The sequence below is a fragment of the Pseudomonas lini genome, from assembly GCF_001042905.1.
Taxonomy (GTDB): domain Bacteria; phylum Pseudomonadota; class Gammaproteobacteria; order Pseudomonadales; family Pseudomonadaceae; genus Aquipseudomonas; species Aquipseudomonas lini.
Genome location: NZ_JYLB01000002.1, coordinates 698,310 through 712,520, shown reverse-complemented (window position 1 = coordinate 712,520; position 14,211 = coordinate 698,310). Strand labels below are relative to the sequence as shown.

General features: G+C 58.3%; 14 protein-coding genes. 5 read left to right on the top strand and 9 right to left on the bottom strand.

Translation table 11 applies throughout. The annotated features are described in order from the left end of the window. Together sdhD and sdhC are read right to left on the bottom strand one after the other, a co-directional pair. Positions 1 to 369 carry a succinate dehydrogenase, hydrophobic membrane anchor protein gene (gene sdhD / locus TU81_RS07725; protein ID WP_008071469.1) on the bottom strand — a complete coding sequence of 123 codons (369 nt, stop codon included), beginning with the start codon at positions 367 to 369 and terminating at the stop codon, positions 1 to 3. Then, a complete protein-coding gene (gene sdhC / locus TU81_RS07720; RefSeq protein WP_038979680.1) occupies positions 363 to 737 on the bottom strand; it encodes a succinate dehydrogenase, cytochrome b556 subunit in 375 nt (124 codons plus the stop codon). The genes sdhD and sdhC overlap by 7 nt, the downstream gene beginning before the upstream one ends. A gap of 363 nt (positions 738 to 1,100) precedes the next feature. On the opposite strand from sdhC, the gene gltA reads away from it, so the two are divergent. Beyond that, positions 1,101 to 2,390: a citrate synthase gene (gene gltA, locus TU81_RS07715; protein ID WP_007898998.1), complete on the top strand. Its 1,290-nt coding sequence runs from the start codon at positions 1,101 to 1,103 to the stop codon at positions 2,388 to 2,390. Positions 2,391 to 3,375: 985 nt separating this feature from the next. Here the strand turns inward: gltA and TU81_RS07710 are convergent. From TU81_RS07710 to TU81_RS07700, 3 genes are all read right to left on the bottom strand, one after another. Next, the gene (locus tag TU81_RS07710) at positions 3,376 to 5,034 is read right to left on the bottom strand and encodes a cation acetate symporter (RefSeq protein WP_038979678.1); all 1,659 of its coding nucleotides are present in this window, start codon (positions 5,032 to 5,034) and stop codon (positions 3,376 to 3,378) included. Continuing rightward, the gene (locus TU81_RS07705; protein ID WP_038979676.1) at positions 5,031 to 5,342 is read right to left on the bottom strand and encodes a DUF485 domain-containing protein; all 312 of its coding nucleotides are present in this window, start codon (positions 5,340 to 5,342) and stop codon (positions 5,031 to 5,033) included. Before TU81_RS07705 ends, TU81_RS07710 begins: the two co-directional genes overlap by 4 nt. Before the next feature lie 205 nt (positions 5,343 to 5,547). Then, positions 5,548 to 6,399, bottom strand: coding sequence for a glycine betaine ABC transporter substrate-binding protein (locus TU81_RS07700; RefSeq protein WP_038979674.1), 852 nt, complete (start codon positions 6,397 to 6,399; stop codon positions 5,548 to 5,550). A 286-nt stretch (positions 6,400 to 6,685) separates the two neighbouring features. Here TU81_RS07700 and TU81_RS07690 point away from each other — a divergent pair, with 286 nt between their 5' ends. Further along, entirely contained in the window at positions 6,686 to 8,281 is a 1,596-nt protein-coding gene (locus tag TU81_RS07690; protein WP_048394500.1) for a glycoside hydrolase family 17 protein, read from the top strand. Positions 8,282 to 8,374: 93 nt separating this feature from the next. Here the strand turns inward: TU81_RS07690 and TU81_RS07685 are convergent, their stop codons facing one another. After that, positions 8,375 to 8,746, bottom strand: a complete 372-nt coding sequence (locus tag TU81_RS07685) for a hypothetical protein (protein WP_038979673.1) — start codon at positions 8,744 to 8,746, stop codon at positions 8,375 to 8,377. Between the two features lie 223 nt (positions 8,747 to 8,969). Between TU81_RS07685 and TU81_RS07680 the strand changes: the two genes are divergently transcribed. Both TU81_RS07680 and TU81_RS07675 read left to right on the top strand, forming a co-directional pair. Further along, on the top strand, positions 8,970 to 10,268 hold the full coding sequence (locus TU81_RS07680; RefSeq protein WP_038979671.1) for a serine/threonine protein kinase: 1,299 nt from the start codon (positions 8,970 to 8,972) through the stop codon (positions 10,266 to 10,268). Further along, positions 10,261 to 11,049: an MlaA family lipoprotein gene (locus TU81_RS07675; RefSeq protein WP_038979669.1), complete on the top strand. Its 789-nt coding sequence runs from the start codon at positions 10,261 to 10,263 to the stop codon at positions 11,047 to 11,049. The genes TU81_RS07680 and TU81_RS07675 overlap by 8 nt, the downstream gene beginning before the upstream one ends. A 186-nt stretch (positions 11,050 to 11,235) precedes the next feature. Here the strand turns inward: TU81_RS07675 and TU81_RS07670 are convergent, their stop codons facing one another. Continuing rightward, on the bottom strand, positions 11,236 to 12,150 hold the full coding sequence (locus tag TU81_RS07670) for a DUF808 domain-containing protein (RefSeq protein ID WP_038979667.1): 915 nt from the start codon (positions 12,148 to 12,150) through the stop codon (positions 11,236 to 11,238). Between the two features lie 134 nt (positions 12,151 to 12,284). Between TU81_RS07670 and TU81_RS07665 the strand changes: the two genes are divergently transcribed. Beyond that, entirely contained in the window at positions 12,285 to 12,893 is a 609-nt protein-coding gene (locus tag TU81_RS07665; protein WP_038979666.1) for a TetR/AcrR family transcriptional regulator, read from the top strand. A 127-nt stretch (positions 12,894 to 13,020) separates the two neighbouring features. Here TU81_RS07665 and TU81_RS07660 read toward each other — a convergent pair whose 3' ends face one another. Next, complete coding sequence (locus TU81_RS07660; RefSeq protein WP_038979664.1) at positions 13,021 to 13,479, bottom strand: REP-associated tyrosine transposase; 459 nt, start codon at positions 13,477 to 13,479, stop codon at positions 13,021 to 13,023. Between the two features lie 213 nt (positions 13,480 to 13,692). Next, positions 13,693 to 14,133, bottom strand: a complete 441-nt coding sequence (locus tag TU81_RS07655; protein WP_038979662.1) for a GlcG/HbpS family heme-binding protein — start codon at positions 14,131 to 14,133, stop codon at positions 13,693 to 13,695. Positions 14,134 to 14,211 lie beyond the last annotated feature (78 nt).

Genomic DNA, 14,211 nt, shown 5'->3' with positions numbered 1-14,211 from the left:
TCAGATACCCCAGAGAATCTGCACACCCCAGACGAAGTAAGCGAACATCGCAACGCCGCATACTGCCTGGAAAAGGAAACGTACTGCAGTCGCGGACTTGCCCAGCGCCATCGGCGTCAGGTAGTCAGTCGCGATGGTCCACATGCCGACCCAGGCGTGAGCGCCCAGGGCTACAAGGGCCAGCAGACTGAAGATACGCATCCCGTTGTGGGCGAACAGGGCGTGCCATTGGTCGTAGCCAATGCCTGGATTCGCAACGAGGTATCCGATCAGGAAGATGAAATAAGCCGCGAGAACGACCGCAGACACACGCTGTGCCATCCAGTCATAGAGGCCCGAACGCGAAAGGTTCGTAACGCTGGTTACCATATCCAAACTCCTGCCAGAACGATCAACACCACGGAAACGGCGATGATAATTTTCGAGCCCAGGCGGCCGCCTTCCAGCGTCTCACCGATGCCCATGTCCATGATCAAATGGCGCACACCGGCTACCAGGTGATACAAAAGAGAGGACAGGAGGCCCCATGCTACGAACTTGGCCAGCGGACTGGTCAAGCATGCCTTCACCTCGGCAAAACCTTCCTCGGAACCCAGAGACTTGCCCAATGCATACAGCATGAAGCCAAGGCCCAGGAAGAGGATGATGCCGGAAACACGGTGAAGAAACGACGTAACGCCGGTGATGGGGAGTTTGATGGTCCTTAGGTCTAGGTTTACAGGTCGTTGGCTTTTCACGGCTTTTTTTTCACACTGAAGAGCCCCTAACAATCAGGGCAAAGTTGTTGGGGAGTGCACTGGTCAGGTAACCACCACCCAGGGATGCGACCCCCAATAAAGCAGGCCCAAAAGCCCCTGGCGGTCGGTGGCCGAGTATAGACAGTTAGGCTACTAATGACAACGCGTTCACCTTCCCCTAATAGCTGATTGCACAAGTGAGATAAAAGGCGTAAATGGCAGTCAATTTCGAGGAAAAAGTCCGGTTAAAGCCTTCTGGAGCAAGACTTTAGGCAAATTGACATTCGAATTTATCTCACTATAGTGGTGCGGGCCCTGCGTGGGGGGTCTGTCTGATGATTTCAAGCATAAATAGGAGGCCACATGGCTGACAAAAAAGCGCAGTTGATCATCGAGGGCGCAGCCCCCGTCGAGCTGCCCATTTTAACCGGCACCGTTGGTCCCGATGTTATCGACGTTCGGGGCCTGACGGCCACGGGCCGTTTCACCTTTGACCCTGGTTTCATGTCGACTGCCTCCTGCGAGTCGAAGATCACCTATATCGACGGCGACAACGGCATTCTGCTGCACCGCGGCTACCCGATCGAACAGCTGGCTGAAAAGTCGGACTACCTGGAAACCTGCTATCTGCTGCTCAACGGCGAGTTGCCGACCGCAGAACAGAAGGCCCAGTTCGTCGGCACCGTGAAGAACCACACCATGGTTCACGAGCAGTTGAAGACCTTCTTCAACGGCTTCCGTCGCGACGCCCACCCGATGGCCGTCATGTGCGGCGTAGTGGGCGCCCTCTCGGCCTTCTACCACGACTCCCTCGACATCAATAACCCGCAGCATCGCGAAATCTCCGCGATCCGCCTGGTTGCCAAGATGCCGACCCTGGCTGCAATGGTTTACAAGTACTCCATGGGCCAACCCATGATGTACCCGCGCAACGACCTGTCGTACGCGGAAAACTTCCTGCACATGATGTTCAACACCCCGTGCGAGATCAAACCGATCAGCCCGGTACTCGCCAAGGCCATGGACCGGATCTTCATCCTCCATGCCGACCACGAGCAAAACGCATCGACTTCTACCGTACGTCTGGCCGGTTCGTCGGGTGCCAACCCGTTCGCCTGTATCGCCGCCGGTATCGCTGCACTGTGGGGCCCTGCCCACGGCGGTGCGAACGAAGCCGTTCTGACCATGCTTGACGAGATTGGCGATGTTTCGAATATCGACAAGTACATCGCCAAGGCCAAGGACAAGAACGATCCGTTCAAATTGATGGGCTTCGGTCACCGGGTTTACAAAAACCGTGACCCGCGCGCTACCGTCATGAAGCAGACCTGTGACGAAGTACTGAAAGAGCTGGGCATCACCAACGATCCGCAACTCGAACTGGCCATGCGCCTGGAAGAGATCGCCCTGACCGATCCGTACTTCATCGAACGCTCGCTGTACCCGAACGTCGACTTCTACTCGGGGATCATCCTCAAGGCGATCGGCATTCCAACCAGCATGTTCACCGTGATCTTCGCCCTGGCGCGGACTGTCGGCTGGATCTCCCACTGGAAAGAAATGCTCTCCAGCCCGTACAAGATCGGCCGCCCGCGCCAGTTGTACACCGGCTACGAGTCGCGTGATATCACCAAGCTGGAAGACCGCGAATAAGACCTGTCTTGCGATAACGTCTTAAGCTGTACCGGGAACGGCCTCTATTTAGATAGGGGCCGTTTTTGTTTGTGCCTGACGTTTGAATGACGCGGCGGCCTGAGGGCCGACTGGGCTCGTTGGTCGGGTACATATCCTTTTCTGCGGTAACGGCTGCTGGCGGTTCCGCTCTTACAGCGGGTCACTTTGGAAAAGCGCCAAAGTAACCAAAGCGCTTTTGCCCCTTTCGTTCGGTGCCTCGCCCAGGCTCGGCATGCCCTCGCTCCGGTCCTGCTCCGTGGGCCCGCCGCCATCGGCCATCCATGGCCGGGGGCGGCTAACCCGGCATCCATGCCGGGTTGCCCACTGCGCAGAACCTCCACTCGGCCTCTCGAGGGGGCGGTGCGTCAAGATCAAAAACTGCAGGCGAGCTAACGCTCGGCCTGTTGAGTGGTGAAAAGCAGAGCGGATGTGCTCTGATTTTTTGTGGGAGCGGGCTTGCTCGCGAAGCTGTTGATCTTGTCGTTGCCGTTGCTTTGGCTTTTGATCTTGATCGTGATCTGTTGCCCCTTTCCCAGAGGCCGAACGCAGGTATTGCGTAGGGGGCACCGCGGCAAGGATGCCGCGGTAGCCGCCCCCGGAGCAATGCCGGAGTGAGGGCATGCCGAGCCTGGGCGAGGCACCGAATGGAGGGGCAAAAGCGCTTTGGTTACTTTCGCGCTTTTCGAAAGTGACTCGCTGTAAAAGCGAAACCAATAGCCGCCGCTACCGAAGAAACGGATATGTACACCATCAAAAATCCCGGTCGGTTATCAGACCGCCATCGCAGGCAAGCCTGCCCCCACATTTGATCGGTGTACATCTGCAAGAAACAGGTCGGCTATCAGGCCGCCTTCGCGGGCAAGCCTCGCTTCTACAAGGGGCGATAACCGCCCAATAAAAAATGCCCCAATCTCTCGACCGGGGCATTTTGTGTAGCTCAGCTTATATATAGAAACTCAAAGCCTTAGTGCGAAACCGCCCCACTCGCCCCCAACCCGGTCTGCGAACGAACAAACTGCGGGAAGAACAGCGCACGCTCGTTCACACCCTCAGCCGACTTGTCAGTGACCGAGAAGAACCAGATCCCGACAAACGCAATGGCCATGGAGAACAGCGCTGGGTATTCATACGGGAAGATCGCCTTCTCGTGACCCAGGATCTGCACCCAAATGGTTGGCCCCAACACCATCAAGCCAACAGCACTGACCAGACCCAGCCAGCCGCCAATCATCGCACCGCGAGTCGTCAGCTTCTTCCAGTACATGGAAAGCAGCAGCACCGGGAAGTTGCAGCTCGCCGCGATGGAGAACGCCAAGCCCACCATGAACGCGATGTTCTGCTTCTCGAACAGAATGCCCAGGCCGATCGCCAGCACCGCCAGAGCGATGGTGGTGATTTTAGAGACGCGGATCTCGTCCTTCTCGTTGGCCTTGCCCTTCTTGATCACACTGGCATACAGGTCATGAGACACCGCCGATGCGCCGGCCAGGGTCAGACCAGCTACCACCGCCAGGATGGTTGCGAACGCCACCGCCGAGATGAAGCCCAGGAAGATACTGCCCCCGACCGCGTTGGCCAGGTGCACCGCCGCCATGTTGTTGCCGCCCAACAGCGCGCCGGCCGCATCTTTGAAGGCTGGGTTGGTGCTGACCAGCAGGATCGCGCCGAAGCCGATGATGAAGGTCAGGATGTAGAAGTAGCCAATGAAGCCGGTTGCATACAACACGCTCTTGCGAGCTTCTTTCGCGTCACTCACGGTGAAGAAGCGCATCAGGATGTGCGGCAGGCCAGCGGTACCGAACATCAGCGCCAGACCAAGGGAGAACGCCGAGACCGGATCTTTCACCAGGCCGCCGGGGCTCATGATTGCCTCACCCTTAGGGTGAACCTTGATCGCCTCGGAGAACAACGCGTTGAAGTCGAAGTTGACGTGCTTCATTACCATCAGCGCCATGAACGAGGCACCGGACAGCAACAGCACCGCCTTGATGATCTGCACCCAGGTAGTCGCCAGCATGCCGCCGAACAGCACGTACAGGCACATCAGGATACCGACCAGGATTACCGCAACGTGATAGTCGAGACCGAACAACAGCTGAATCAGCTTGCCGGCACCGACCATTTGCGCGATCAGGTAGAACGCCACCACCACCAGCGAACCGCAGGCCGACAGCGAGCGGATCTGGGTTTGCCCGAGGCGGTAGGACGCCACGTCGGCAAAGGTGTACTTGCCCAGGTTACGCAGGCGCTCGGCGATCAGGAACAGAATGATCGGCCAGCCCACCAGGAAGCCGATCGAGTAGATCAGGCCGTCGTAGCCAGAGGTGAACACCAGGGCGGAAATACCCAGGAAGGACGCCGCGGACATGTAGTCACCGGCAATCGCCAGACCGTTCTGGAAACCGGTGATCTTGCCGCCCGCCGCATAGTAGTCGGCGGCCGAGTTGTTTTTCTTGGAAGCCCAGTAAGTGATATATAAAGTCGCGCCGACGAACGCCACAAACATCAGGATCGCCGCAACGTTCAGGGGTTGTTTGGTCACTGCACCGGTCAAGGCCTCAGCCGCCCAGGCGCCAGGTGCGAACGCTGCGATGCTCAATAGAGCCATTAGACGCCGGATCATTGCTGAGCCTCCTTGAGAATCGCATTGTTCAAGTCGTCGAATTCGCCGTTGGCGCGTCGCACGTAGATACCCGTCAGGATAAAGGCCGAAATGATCAGCCCGACACCGATCGGAATGCCCCAGGTAATTGAGGATTCGGGGCTGATTTTAGCGCCCAGGATATGCGGCCCGTAAGCAATCAAAAGGATGAATCCGGAGTACAGCCCAAGCATGATCGCTGAAAGAATCCAGGCGAATCGTTCTCTCTTGCTGACCAGCTCCTTGAAGCGCGAGCTGTTTTGAATCGAGAGGTAAATGCTGTCGTTCATTGTTTTTATCCTCGCAGCACAGATTTAGTTAGAACGGTATCCACTCTATGCGGCTGCCGGACAGGTTCCAGACGACCTTAGTATTAGAACGACATGACAGAGTCGCCATTTTTCAGCATTCAATAAACACATCAAAAAGCAAAAGGCCCCTTGGCATTAATGCCAAGGGGCCTTGAGAGGTACTGACTAGACGCTTCAGATCAAATCATTTGATCCAGGCGGCAACGCGATCCGGGTGTTTGGCCACCCAATCCTTCGCGGCGGCTTCAGGCTTGGCGCCCTCCTGAATCGCCAACATGACCTCGCCGATTTCGTCTTTCGACGCCCACTGGAAGTTCTTCAGGAACTTCGCAACTTCCGGCGCTTTGGCGTCCAGGCCTTTGCTGCCAATGCTGTTCACGGTTTCAGCCGCACCGTAAACGCCTTTCGGATCTTCCAGGAAACGCAGTTTCCACTTGGCGAACATCCAGTGCGGCACCCAACCGGTGACGGCAATGGATTCGTTTTTCTTCTCGGCACGGGTCAATTCGGCAATCATACCGGCGCCAGAACTGGCCTTGAGGGTGTAGTTGTCCAGGCCGTAATCCTTGATGGCCTGATCGGTCTTGAGCATCACGCCTGAACCGGCGTCGATGCCGACGATACGGTTTTTGAAGCTGTCGTCGGTTTTCAGATCCTCGATAGACTTGGCCTTGACGTACTCCGGTACGATCAGGCCGATTTTCGCGTCCTTGAAGTTCGGGCCGTAATCGACGACCTGATCCTTGTTCTTGGTCCAGTATTCCCCGTGAGTCACGGGCAACCACGCCGACAGCATGGCGTCGAGTTTGCCAGTGGCCACACCCTGCCACATGATCCCGGTGGCAACGGCTTGCAGCTTCACGTCATAACCGAGCTTCTGCCGGATCACCTCGGCAGCCACGTTGGTCGTGGCGACACTGTCCGACCAGCCGTCTACATAACCGATCGTCACTGCCTTGCCTTCAGCGCTGGCCATCGTAGAACTGATCGCCAGCACCAAAGCGGCACCTGCGCCCAAGAGTCGTCGCATCTTCATCGTTACTTCCCCGAAAGTGCTGCGCTCGACGGATGCCGAGCCGCTCAACGTATTGTTATGGTGCACAGCGCCCCCATCACGCCTCACTGCAAACTCGTTCAAACATCAGCGGAGTACTGACGATTGGATGATCAACCTGACGCCCACGACGACCTGCTCTGCCAGCGACCTCAAGGCATCGAGAAACGACATCAGAAGGCCATTAATTGCAACCGTCGCAAATCCATCCGCCACCCCGCCCGAACTTTGCATGTCAAGATTATGCAGGCCACCAAGCGCGGGACAAATACAGGTAACATGCGCAGCTTTGCTCCCAGACGGCCTGACCATGCCCGCGACATCCCGCTTTCCTTTTTTTGCTTATTTATTCGCCTGCCTGCTGGGGATTTTTGCCCTCGGCGGCTTCTGGTATGGACTCGGCAAACCGGTGATCCTGCCAGACGTGGCCAGCGCGACGCACAAGCTGCAATGCGCCTCCTACACCCCGTTCGACAAAGACCAATCGCCGTTCGATGTGCCGTTCAAACTGCGCCCCGAGCGCATGGACGCCGACCTCGCGCTGCTGGCGACCCGGTTCGAATGCATCCGCACTTACTCCATGACCGGCCTCGAGGCGCTGCCCGATCTGGCACGCAAGCACGGCTTGAAGCTGATGATCGGCGCCTGGGTCAACAGCAACCCGGTAGATACCGCCAAGGAAGTCGACCTGCTGATCGCCTCGGCCAATGCCAACGCCGATGTCGTGACCTCGGTGATCGTAGGCAACGAAACCCTGCTGCGCAAGGAAGTCACCGGCGCACAGTTGGCGACACTGATTAACAAAGTCAAAAGCCAGGTCAAGCAACCGGTGACCTACGCCGACGTCTGGGAGTTCTGGCTCAAGCACCCGGAAATCGCTCCGGCTGTGGACTTCCTGACCATCCACTTGCTGCCGTACTGGGAAGACGATCCGTCGAACATCGACGCCGCGCTGCAGCATGTGGCCGAAGTGCGTCAGGTGTTCGGCAACAAATTTGCACCCAAAGACGTGATGATTGGCGAAACCGGCTGGCCGAGCGAAGGCCGTCAGCGCGAAACCGCCCTGCCGAGCCGGGTCAATGAAGCCAAGTTCATTCGCAGCTTTGTGATCATGGCCGAGCAGCAAGGCTGGCATTACAACCTGATCGAAGCCTTCGACCAACCGTGGAAACGCGCCAGTGAAGGTGCGGTTGGCGGTTATTGGGGACTGTTCGACGCCGATCGCCAGGATAAGGGCGTACTCGCCGGGCCGGTCTCGAACGTGCCGTACTGGTCGCAATGGCTGGCGGTGGGTGGCTTGATCTTCATCGGCACGCTGATTCTCGGTGGTCGCGTTCGCAGTACCCGCGCGGCGTTGGTGCTGCCACTGCTCGGCGCGTTGGCGGCCTGTTCGATTGGGGCCTGGGGCGATCTGGCCCGTGTCACCACCCGGTTTGCCAGTGAATGGCTGTGGGTCGCCTTGCTGACTGGGTTGAATTTGTTGGTGCTGGCGCATGCCGCGCTGACCTTGAGCGCCCGCACCGGCTGGCGTGAACGCGCCTTCAATGCATTGGAACGTCGTGCCGGCTGGTGGCTGGCAGCGGCAGGTTTTGCCGCGGCGGTGATGATGCTGGAGCTGGTGTTCGACCCGCGTTATCGCAGCTTCCCGAGTGTCGCGTTCATCCTGCCGGCGCTGGTGTACCTGTGCCGTCCGGTCAGTGTGCCGCGTCGGGAAATTGCCCTGCTGACCTTCATTATCGGCGCCGGCATTGCGCCACAGCTGTATCAAGAAGGTTTGCAGAACCAGCAGGCCTGGGGTTGGGCGCTGGTGAGTGTGCTGATGGTGGCGGCGTTGTGGCGCAGCTTGCGGGCTCGCAAGGGCTGATCAACACAGCAAGATCAAAAGATCGCAGCCTTCGGCAGCTCCTACAGGGAAACGCATATCCCCTGTAGGAGCTGCCGAAGGCTGCGATCTTTTTTATTGAGCGCTGCGAGAAGCCCGGACCAGACGCAAAGCGGCAATCACCACCGCAAACACCGCCAACGTAGTGTTGTACAACGCCAGCGCCGGAAACCCGAACACCAGCGCCAGCACCGCCAGCCACCACCCCGCTCGCCCCGGCAGCACAAAACCAATCACGGCGGCAGCCACTGCTGCCCAGCCCAGCACCTTGAAATGAATCATCAGGCCCAGGTTCGACCGAATCTGGCATTCCCAGCGACTGGCCTCATCGACGCAAATGCCAACCCATTGAGCATCCTCCATGAAGCCATAACGCGCGCCATAACTGGCGGCCAACCACAATGGCAGAAGAACGAGCAACAGGATTACGGGCAGACGGCGGGACATGAAGCACTCCAATAAACGAAATCGGCGGCCAGCTTAATCCCCCGCCCGCCGTAAGCAAGTGACATCAACAGATAACTGTTCATGAAATAGCTGCAAAGTGTATCGTCCAGCTACCGTTGCTCCGAAATCAGGCCTGTTTGGTGCCCATCATGGCACTTTGGCGCAAATCCTGTGGTCATAGCCTGCGAACTTCATCCGGCACCTTCCTCTAAGGGATCTAGTCATGCTCCGTTCCTTGCGCTGCGCCGCCCTGTTTGGCGGCTTGTTTTTAAGTGCGTCCGCACTGGCGGCCGACATTGATGCCGCCAGTTACGGCTACCCCCTGACCAACCCGTTCGAGGCGACCATCGCCACGACACCGCCGGAGTTACGCCCGGAATTGCCGCTGGACGACGACATCAATCAGGAGGATCGCAGCGTCACGTTGCGCCCTGAGCGTGAGTTCAGCCTGCCGGACAACTTCTGGCCGGTAAAGAAGCTCACCTACCGCATCGCCACGCAAGATCAAGCGGCACCGTTGATCTTCCTGATCTCCGGCACGGGTGCACGCTATGACAGCACCCTCAACGAGTACCTGAAAAAGCTCTACTACAAAGCCGGCTATCACGTGGTGCAGCTGTCGTCGCCGACCAGCTTCGACTTCATGACCGCCGCTTCGCGTTTCGCCACCCCCGGCGTGACCAAGGAAGATGCCGAAGACATGTACCGGGTGATGCAGGCCGTGCGGGCGCAAAACCCGAAACTGCCGGTCACCGACTATTTTCTGAGCGGCTACAGCCTCGGCGCTCTGGATGCGGCCTTTGTGGCGCACCTGGATGAAACCCGTCGCAGCTTCAATTTCAAGAAAGTCTTGCTGCTCAACCCGCCGGTCAACCTTTACACCTCGATCACCAACCTGGACAAGCTGGTGCAAACAGAGGTGAAGGGCATCAACAACAGCACCACTTTCTATGAACTGGTGCTGGACAAACTGACCCGCTACTTCCAGCAGAAAGGCTACATCGACCTCAACGATGCCCTGCTCTATGACTTCCAGCAGTCCAAGCAGCACTTGAGCAACGAGCAGATGGCCATGCTGATCGGCACTTCGTTCCGTTTCTCGGCGGCCGACATCGCCTTCACCTCAGACCTGATCAACCGCCGTGGCCTGATCACACCACCGAAATACCCGATCACCGAAGGCACCACCCTCACGCCGTTCCTCAAACGTGCGCTGCAATGCGACTTCGACTGCTACCTGACCGAACAGGTCATTCCGATGTGGCGCGCCCGCACCGACGGCGGCAGCCTGCTGCAACTGATCGATCAGGTCAGCCTGTATGCACTCAAGGACTACCTGCACGACAGCCCGAAAATCGCCGTCATGCACAACGCCGACGACGTGATCCTCGGCCCTGGCGACCTGGGGTTCCTGCGCAGGACCTTCGGCGACCGTTTGACTGTTTATCCATTGGGCGGCCACTGCGGCAACCTCAACTATCGCGTCAACAGCGACGCCATGCTGGAGTTTTTCCGTGGCTAAATACCCCCTGCTGATCGCAGCGTTACTCTGTGCTGGCGTCGCCAACGCCGACAACAGCAAAGCCAATGCACCTGTGGTGGTCGATAGTGACGGCTTCAAGGAACCGCTGAGCAAACTCAAATTCAACCCGGGGCTGGATCAGCGTGAGTTCGAACGCTCGACGCTCAACGCGCTGAATGTCTACGACCCGCTGGAAGAGTGGAACCGCCGCGTCTACCACTTCAACTACCGTTTCGACCAATGGGTGTTCCTGCCCGTGGTCAACGGCTATCGCTACATCACCCCAAGCTTCCTGCGCACCGGCGTCAGTAACTTCTTCAACAACGTCGGCGATGTACCGAACCTGATGAACAGCCTGCTGCAATTCAAGGGGCAGCGTTCGATGGAAACCACCGCGCGCCTCCTGCTCAACACCACCATCGGTGTCGCCGGCCTGTGGGATCCGGCCTCCTCCATGGGGCTGCCGCGCCAGAGCGAAGACTTCGGCCAGACCCTGGGTTTCTACGGCGTACCGGGCGGCGCCTACTTCGTGCTGCCGATCCTCGGTCCGTCGAACCTGCGTGACACCGCGGGCCTGGCGGTCGATTACACGGCCGAATCGGCAATCAACTTCCTGAACGTTGCCGAGGTCAGCTCCAACCACCCGGAAGTCTTGGCACTGCGCGTCATCGACAAGCGCTATCAGAACAGCTTCCGCTACGGCCAGCTGAACACGCCGTTCGAGTACGAAAAAGTGCGTTACGTGTACACCGAGTCACGCAAGCTGCAGGTCGCCGAGTAATTCCGACGGCAACAAAAAAGGCCATTCGATTTGCGTCGAATGGCCTTTTTTATATTCTTGCCACACCACAATCCACTGTGGGAGCGGGCTTGCTCGCGAAAGCGGTGTGTCAGTCAACATTGATATTGGATGTGCTGGCCTCTTCGCGAGCAAGCCCGCTCCCACAGTTGACCGTGTTGCCAAGCGTCAGCCTTTGACTGTTTTCCAGATTTTGCTCACGAGCATCACCCCAACCAACACCGCCGCACCCGCCACAATCCCGGCCACCGCATTCAGCAACGTCGGTACGATAAACCCAGCCCCACCAGCACCCGCGCTGACACTCTCGATCCAGTGATGAATCACCGGCACGCCGTGGGTCAAAATCCCGCCGCCGACCAAAAACATCGCCGCGGTACCGATCACCGACAGGCTTTTCATCATGTACGGTGCCGCACGCAGAATCCCGCCGCCGATGCTTTTGGCCATCTGGCCGGGCTTCAGGGCCAGCCACTGACCGAGGTCGTCGAGTTTGACGATGCCGGCCACCAGGCCGTAGACGCCGATGGTCATGACGATGGCGATGCCCGAGAGCACGATCACTTGCTGGGTCAGCGAGGCCTCAGCCACGGTGCCCAGGGTGATGGCGATGATTTCCGCCGAGAGGATGAAGTCGGTACGGATCGCACCTTTGATCTTGTCCTTCTCGAACGCCACCAGATCGACCGCCGGGTTGGCCACGGCCTCGACCAGCTCTGCGTGTTCGGCCTGATCTTCAGCTTTGCTGTGCAGGAATTTGTGCGCGAGTTTCTCGAAACCTTCAAAGCACAGGTAAGCGCCACCGACCATCAACAATGGCGTGACCAGCCACGGAATGAACGCACTAATGGCCAACGCCGACGGCACCAGGATCAGCTTGTTGAGGAACGAGCCCTTGGCTACCGCCCATACCACCGGGATTTCCCGCTCGGCACGCACCCCGGAAACCTGCTGGGCGTTGAGCGCCAGATCGTCGCCAAGCACGCCGGCGGTTTTCTTCGCGGCCATTTTGGTCATCAACGCCACATCGTCCAGTACGGTGGCGATGTCGTCGATCAGCACCAGCAAACTGCTTCCTGCCATGAATCAGGTTTCCTTCTTGAATGAATGGTGCGCAGCATAGCGCGACCCGAGGCTACTCGGGGCATTCTTGAGCGCCGCGCGAGGCCGGTGCTACCATGCGCAACCGCCAGAACAGGCAAGGAACTCCTTGGTTTATGAGCACCATCCGCGAGCGCAACAAAGAACTGATCCTGCGTGCCGCCAGTGAAGAATTTGCCGACAAGGGCTTCGCTGCGACCAAAACCAGTGACATCGCGGCCAAGGCCGGGCTGCCCAAGCCTAACGTCTACTACTACTTCAAATCCAAGGAAAATCTCTACCGCGAGGTCCTGGAAAGCATTATCGAGCCGATCCTGCAGGCCTCGACGCCGTTCAACGCCGACGGCGTGCCCAGCGATGTGCTGAGCGGCTACATTCGCTCGAAAATCCGCATCTCCCGTGACCTGCCTTTCGCCTCCAAGGTGTTCGCCAGCGAAATCATGCACGGCGCCCCGCACCTGAGCCCCGACCTGGTCGAGCAGCTCAACGGCCAGGCCAGGCACAACATCGACTGCATCCAGACCTGGATCGACCGCGGCCAGATCGCCCCGATCGACCCCAACCACCTGATGTTCAGCATCTGGGCCGCAACCCAGACCTACGCCGACTTCGACTGGCAGATCTCTGCGGTTACCGGCAAGGCCAAGCTGGATGAGGTCGACTATGAAGCGGCGGCGCAGACGATTATCCGGTTGGTGCTTAAGGGGTGTGAGTTGGACCGGTAGACCGTGGTGCGGCCTTCGCGAGCAAGCCCGCTCCCACATTAGATCTACTGCGTACACAAAATCTGTGAACAACCGAGATCAACTGTGGGAGCGGGCTTGCTCGCGAATGGGGCAACTCGGTTCCCTATCAAACCCAAATGGCATCCCACAACGGATAGTCACCCAACTTCTCAACCAGCCCCGCCCGCAATGGGTTGGCAACGACATACCGTGCCACTCTTACCAAACTCTCCTCTTGCCGCAGTGCATGGTCATGAAAGCTCTGCTGCCAAAGACTACCTGTCCGTCCACTCGCCGAATTGATTGATCGAGTACTCAAGGATTTCGCCTGGCACATCAACTGACCCAGCGATCCCTTTTGCAATTGAACCAGCCAATGAAAATGATCGGGCATGACAACCCAGGCCAATGAGTCGGCAAAACCCTCGCTCTGTGCTTGCTTGAATTGATGTACGACCATCCTGCCCAAGGTGTAATCCTTGAAAACAGGTTCCCGCCCAAGGGTATTGGCCGTCAGCAGATAGATACGGTTTTGCTCTGCATAACGACCAATGCGCAGACGATGTGATGCTGACAGTTCAGGCATTCCTTTGCCCCTTCATGGATGAAATCATGAAAAGGCTAGATCAGCGAATACCGGATAGTGGGGCAGACTTTTAGCTGGATGTGTCTGGAACATCGCCTTCGCGAGCAAGCCCGCTCCCACCGTTGATCTGCGGTGTTCACACAATTTGTGTCTACCGACGATCAGTGTGGGAGCGGGCTTGCTCGCGAAAGCGGTAGATCAGTCACCGAATAATCAAGCCGTCACCCCCGCATCCGCCCTCAACCCCTGCGTCTCGATCGCCCTGATCGCACATTGCTCATCAACATCAGACAAATCACCGCTGATGCCCACCGCTCCCAACACACTCCCATCCTGATCCCGAATCAAAACACCGCCCGGTACCGGGACGACGCTGCCCTGCCCCAGGCTATTCAGCGCGGCGAAGAAGGCCGGGCGTTGTTGGGCGTCTTGGGCCAGCAGGCGTGAGCCCTTGCCCAGGGCGATCGCGCCCCAGGCTTTGCCGATGGCGATCTGCGGGCGCAACAGGCTCGCGCCGTCTTCGCGTTGCAGCGTTATCAAGTGCCCGCCGGCGTCCAGCACGGCAACGGTCAAGGGCGCGGCAGAGATTGCACGGCCCGCGGAGATGGCCTGATTGGCCAGGTTGACTGCAACGTTCAAGGTTAAAGCGCTCATGGTGCCGTCCTCATTTTGTTATTGGGAAAGCCGTTGGATTGCTTTCTGTTGCGCAATCCGATGCAACAAATAGAACAC

Excerpts from the sequence above, each read along its gene's own strand:
- TU81_RS07660 (WP_038979664.1), bottom strand. The coding sequence starts at position 13,479 with ATGCCTGAACTGTCAGCATCACATCGTCTGCGCATTGGTCGTTATGCA.
- TU81_RS07670 (WP_038979667.1), bottom strand. The coding sequence starts at position 12,150 with ATGGCAGGAAGCAGTTTGCTGGTGCTGATCGACGACATCGCCACCGTA.
- gltA (WP_007898998.1), top strand. The coding sequence starts at position 1,101 with ATGGCTGACAAAAAAGCGCAGTTGATCATCGAGGGCGCAGCCCCCGTC.
- TU81_RS07705 (WP_038979676.1), bottom strand. The coding sequence starts at position 5,342 with ATGAACGACAGCATTTACCTCTCGATTCAAAACAGCTCGCGCTTCAAG.
- sdhD (WP_008071469.1), bottom strand. The coding sequence starts at position 369 with ATGGTAACCAGCGTTACGAACCTTTCGCGTTCGGGCCTCTATGACTGG.
- TU81_RS07665 (WP_038979666.1), top strand. The coding sequence starts at position 12,285 with ATGAGCACCATCCGCGAGCGCAACAAAGAACTGATCCTGCGTGCCGCC.
- TU81_RS07685 (WP_038979673.1), bottom strand. The coding sequence starts at position 8,746 with ATGTCCCGCCGTCTGCCCGTAATCCTGTTGCTCGTTCTTCTGCCATTG.
- TU81_RS07680 (WP_038979671.1), top strand. The coding sequence starts at position 8,970 with ATGCTCCGTTCCTTGCGCTGCGCCGCCCTGTTTGGCGGCTTGTTTTTA.
- TU81_RS07710 (WP_038979678.1), bottom strand. The coding sequence starts at position 5,034 with ATGATCCGGCGTCTAATGGCTCTATTGAGCATCGCAGCGTTCGCACCT.
- TU81_RS07655 (WP_038979662.1), bottom strand. The coding sequence starts at position 14,133 with ATGAGCGCTTTAACCTTGAACGTTGCAGTCAACCTGGCCAATCAGGCC.
- TU81_RS07700 (WP_038979674.1), bottom strand. The coding sequence starts at position 6,399 with ATGAAGATGCGACGACTCTTGGGCGCAGGTGCCGCTTTGGTGCTGGCG.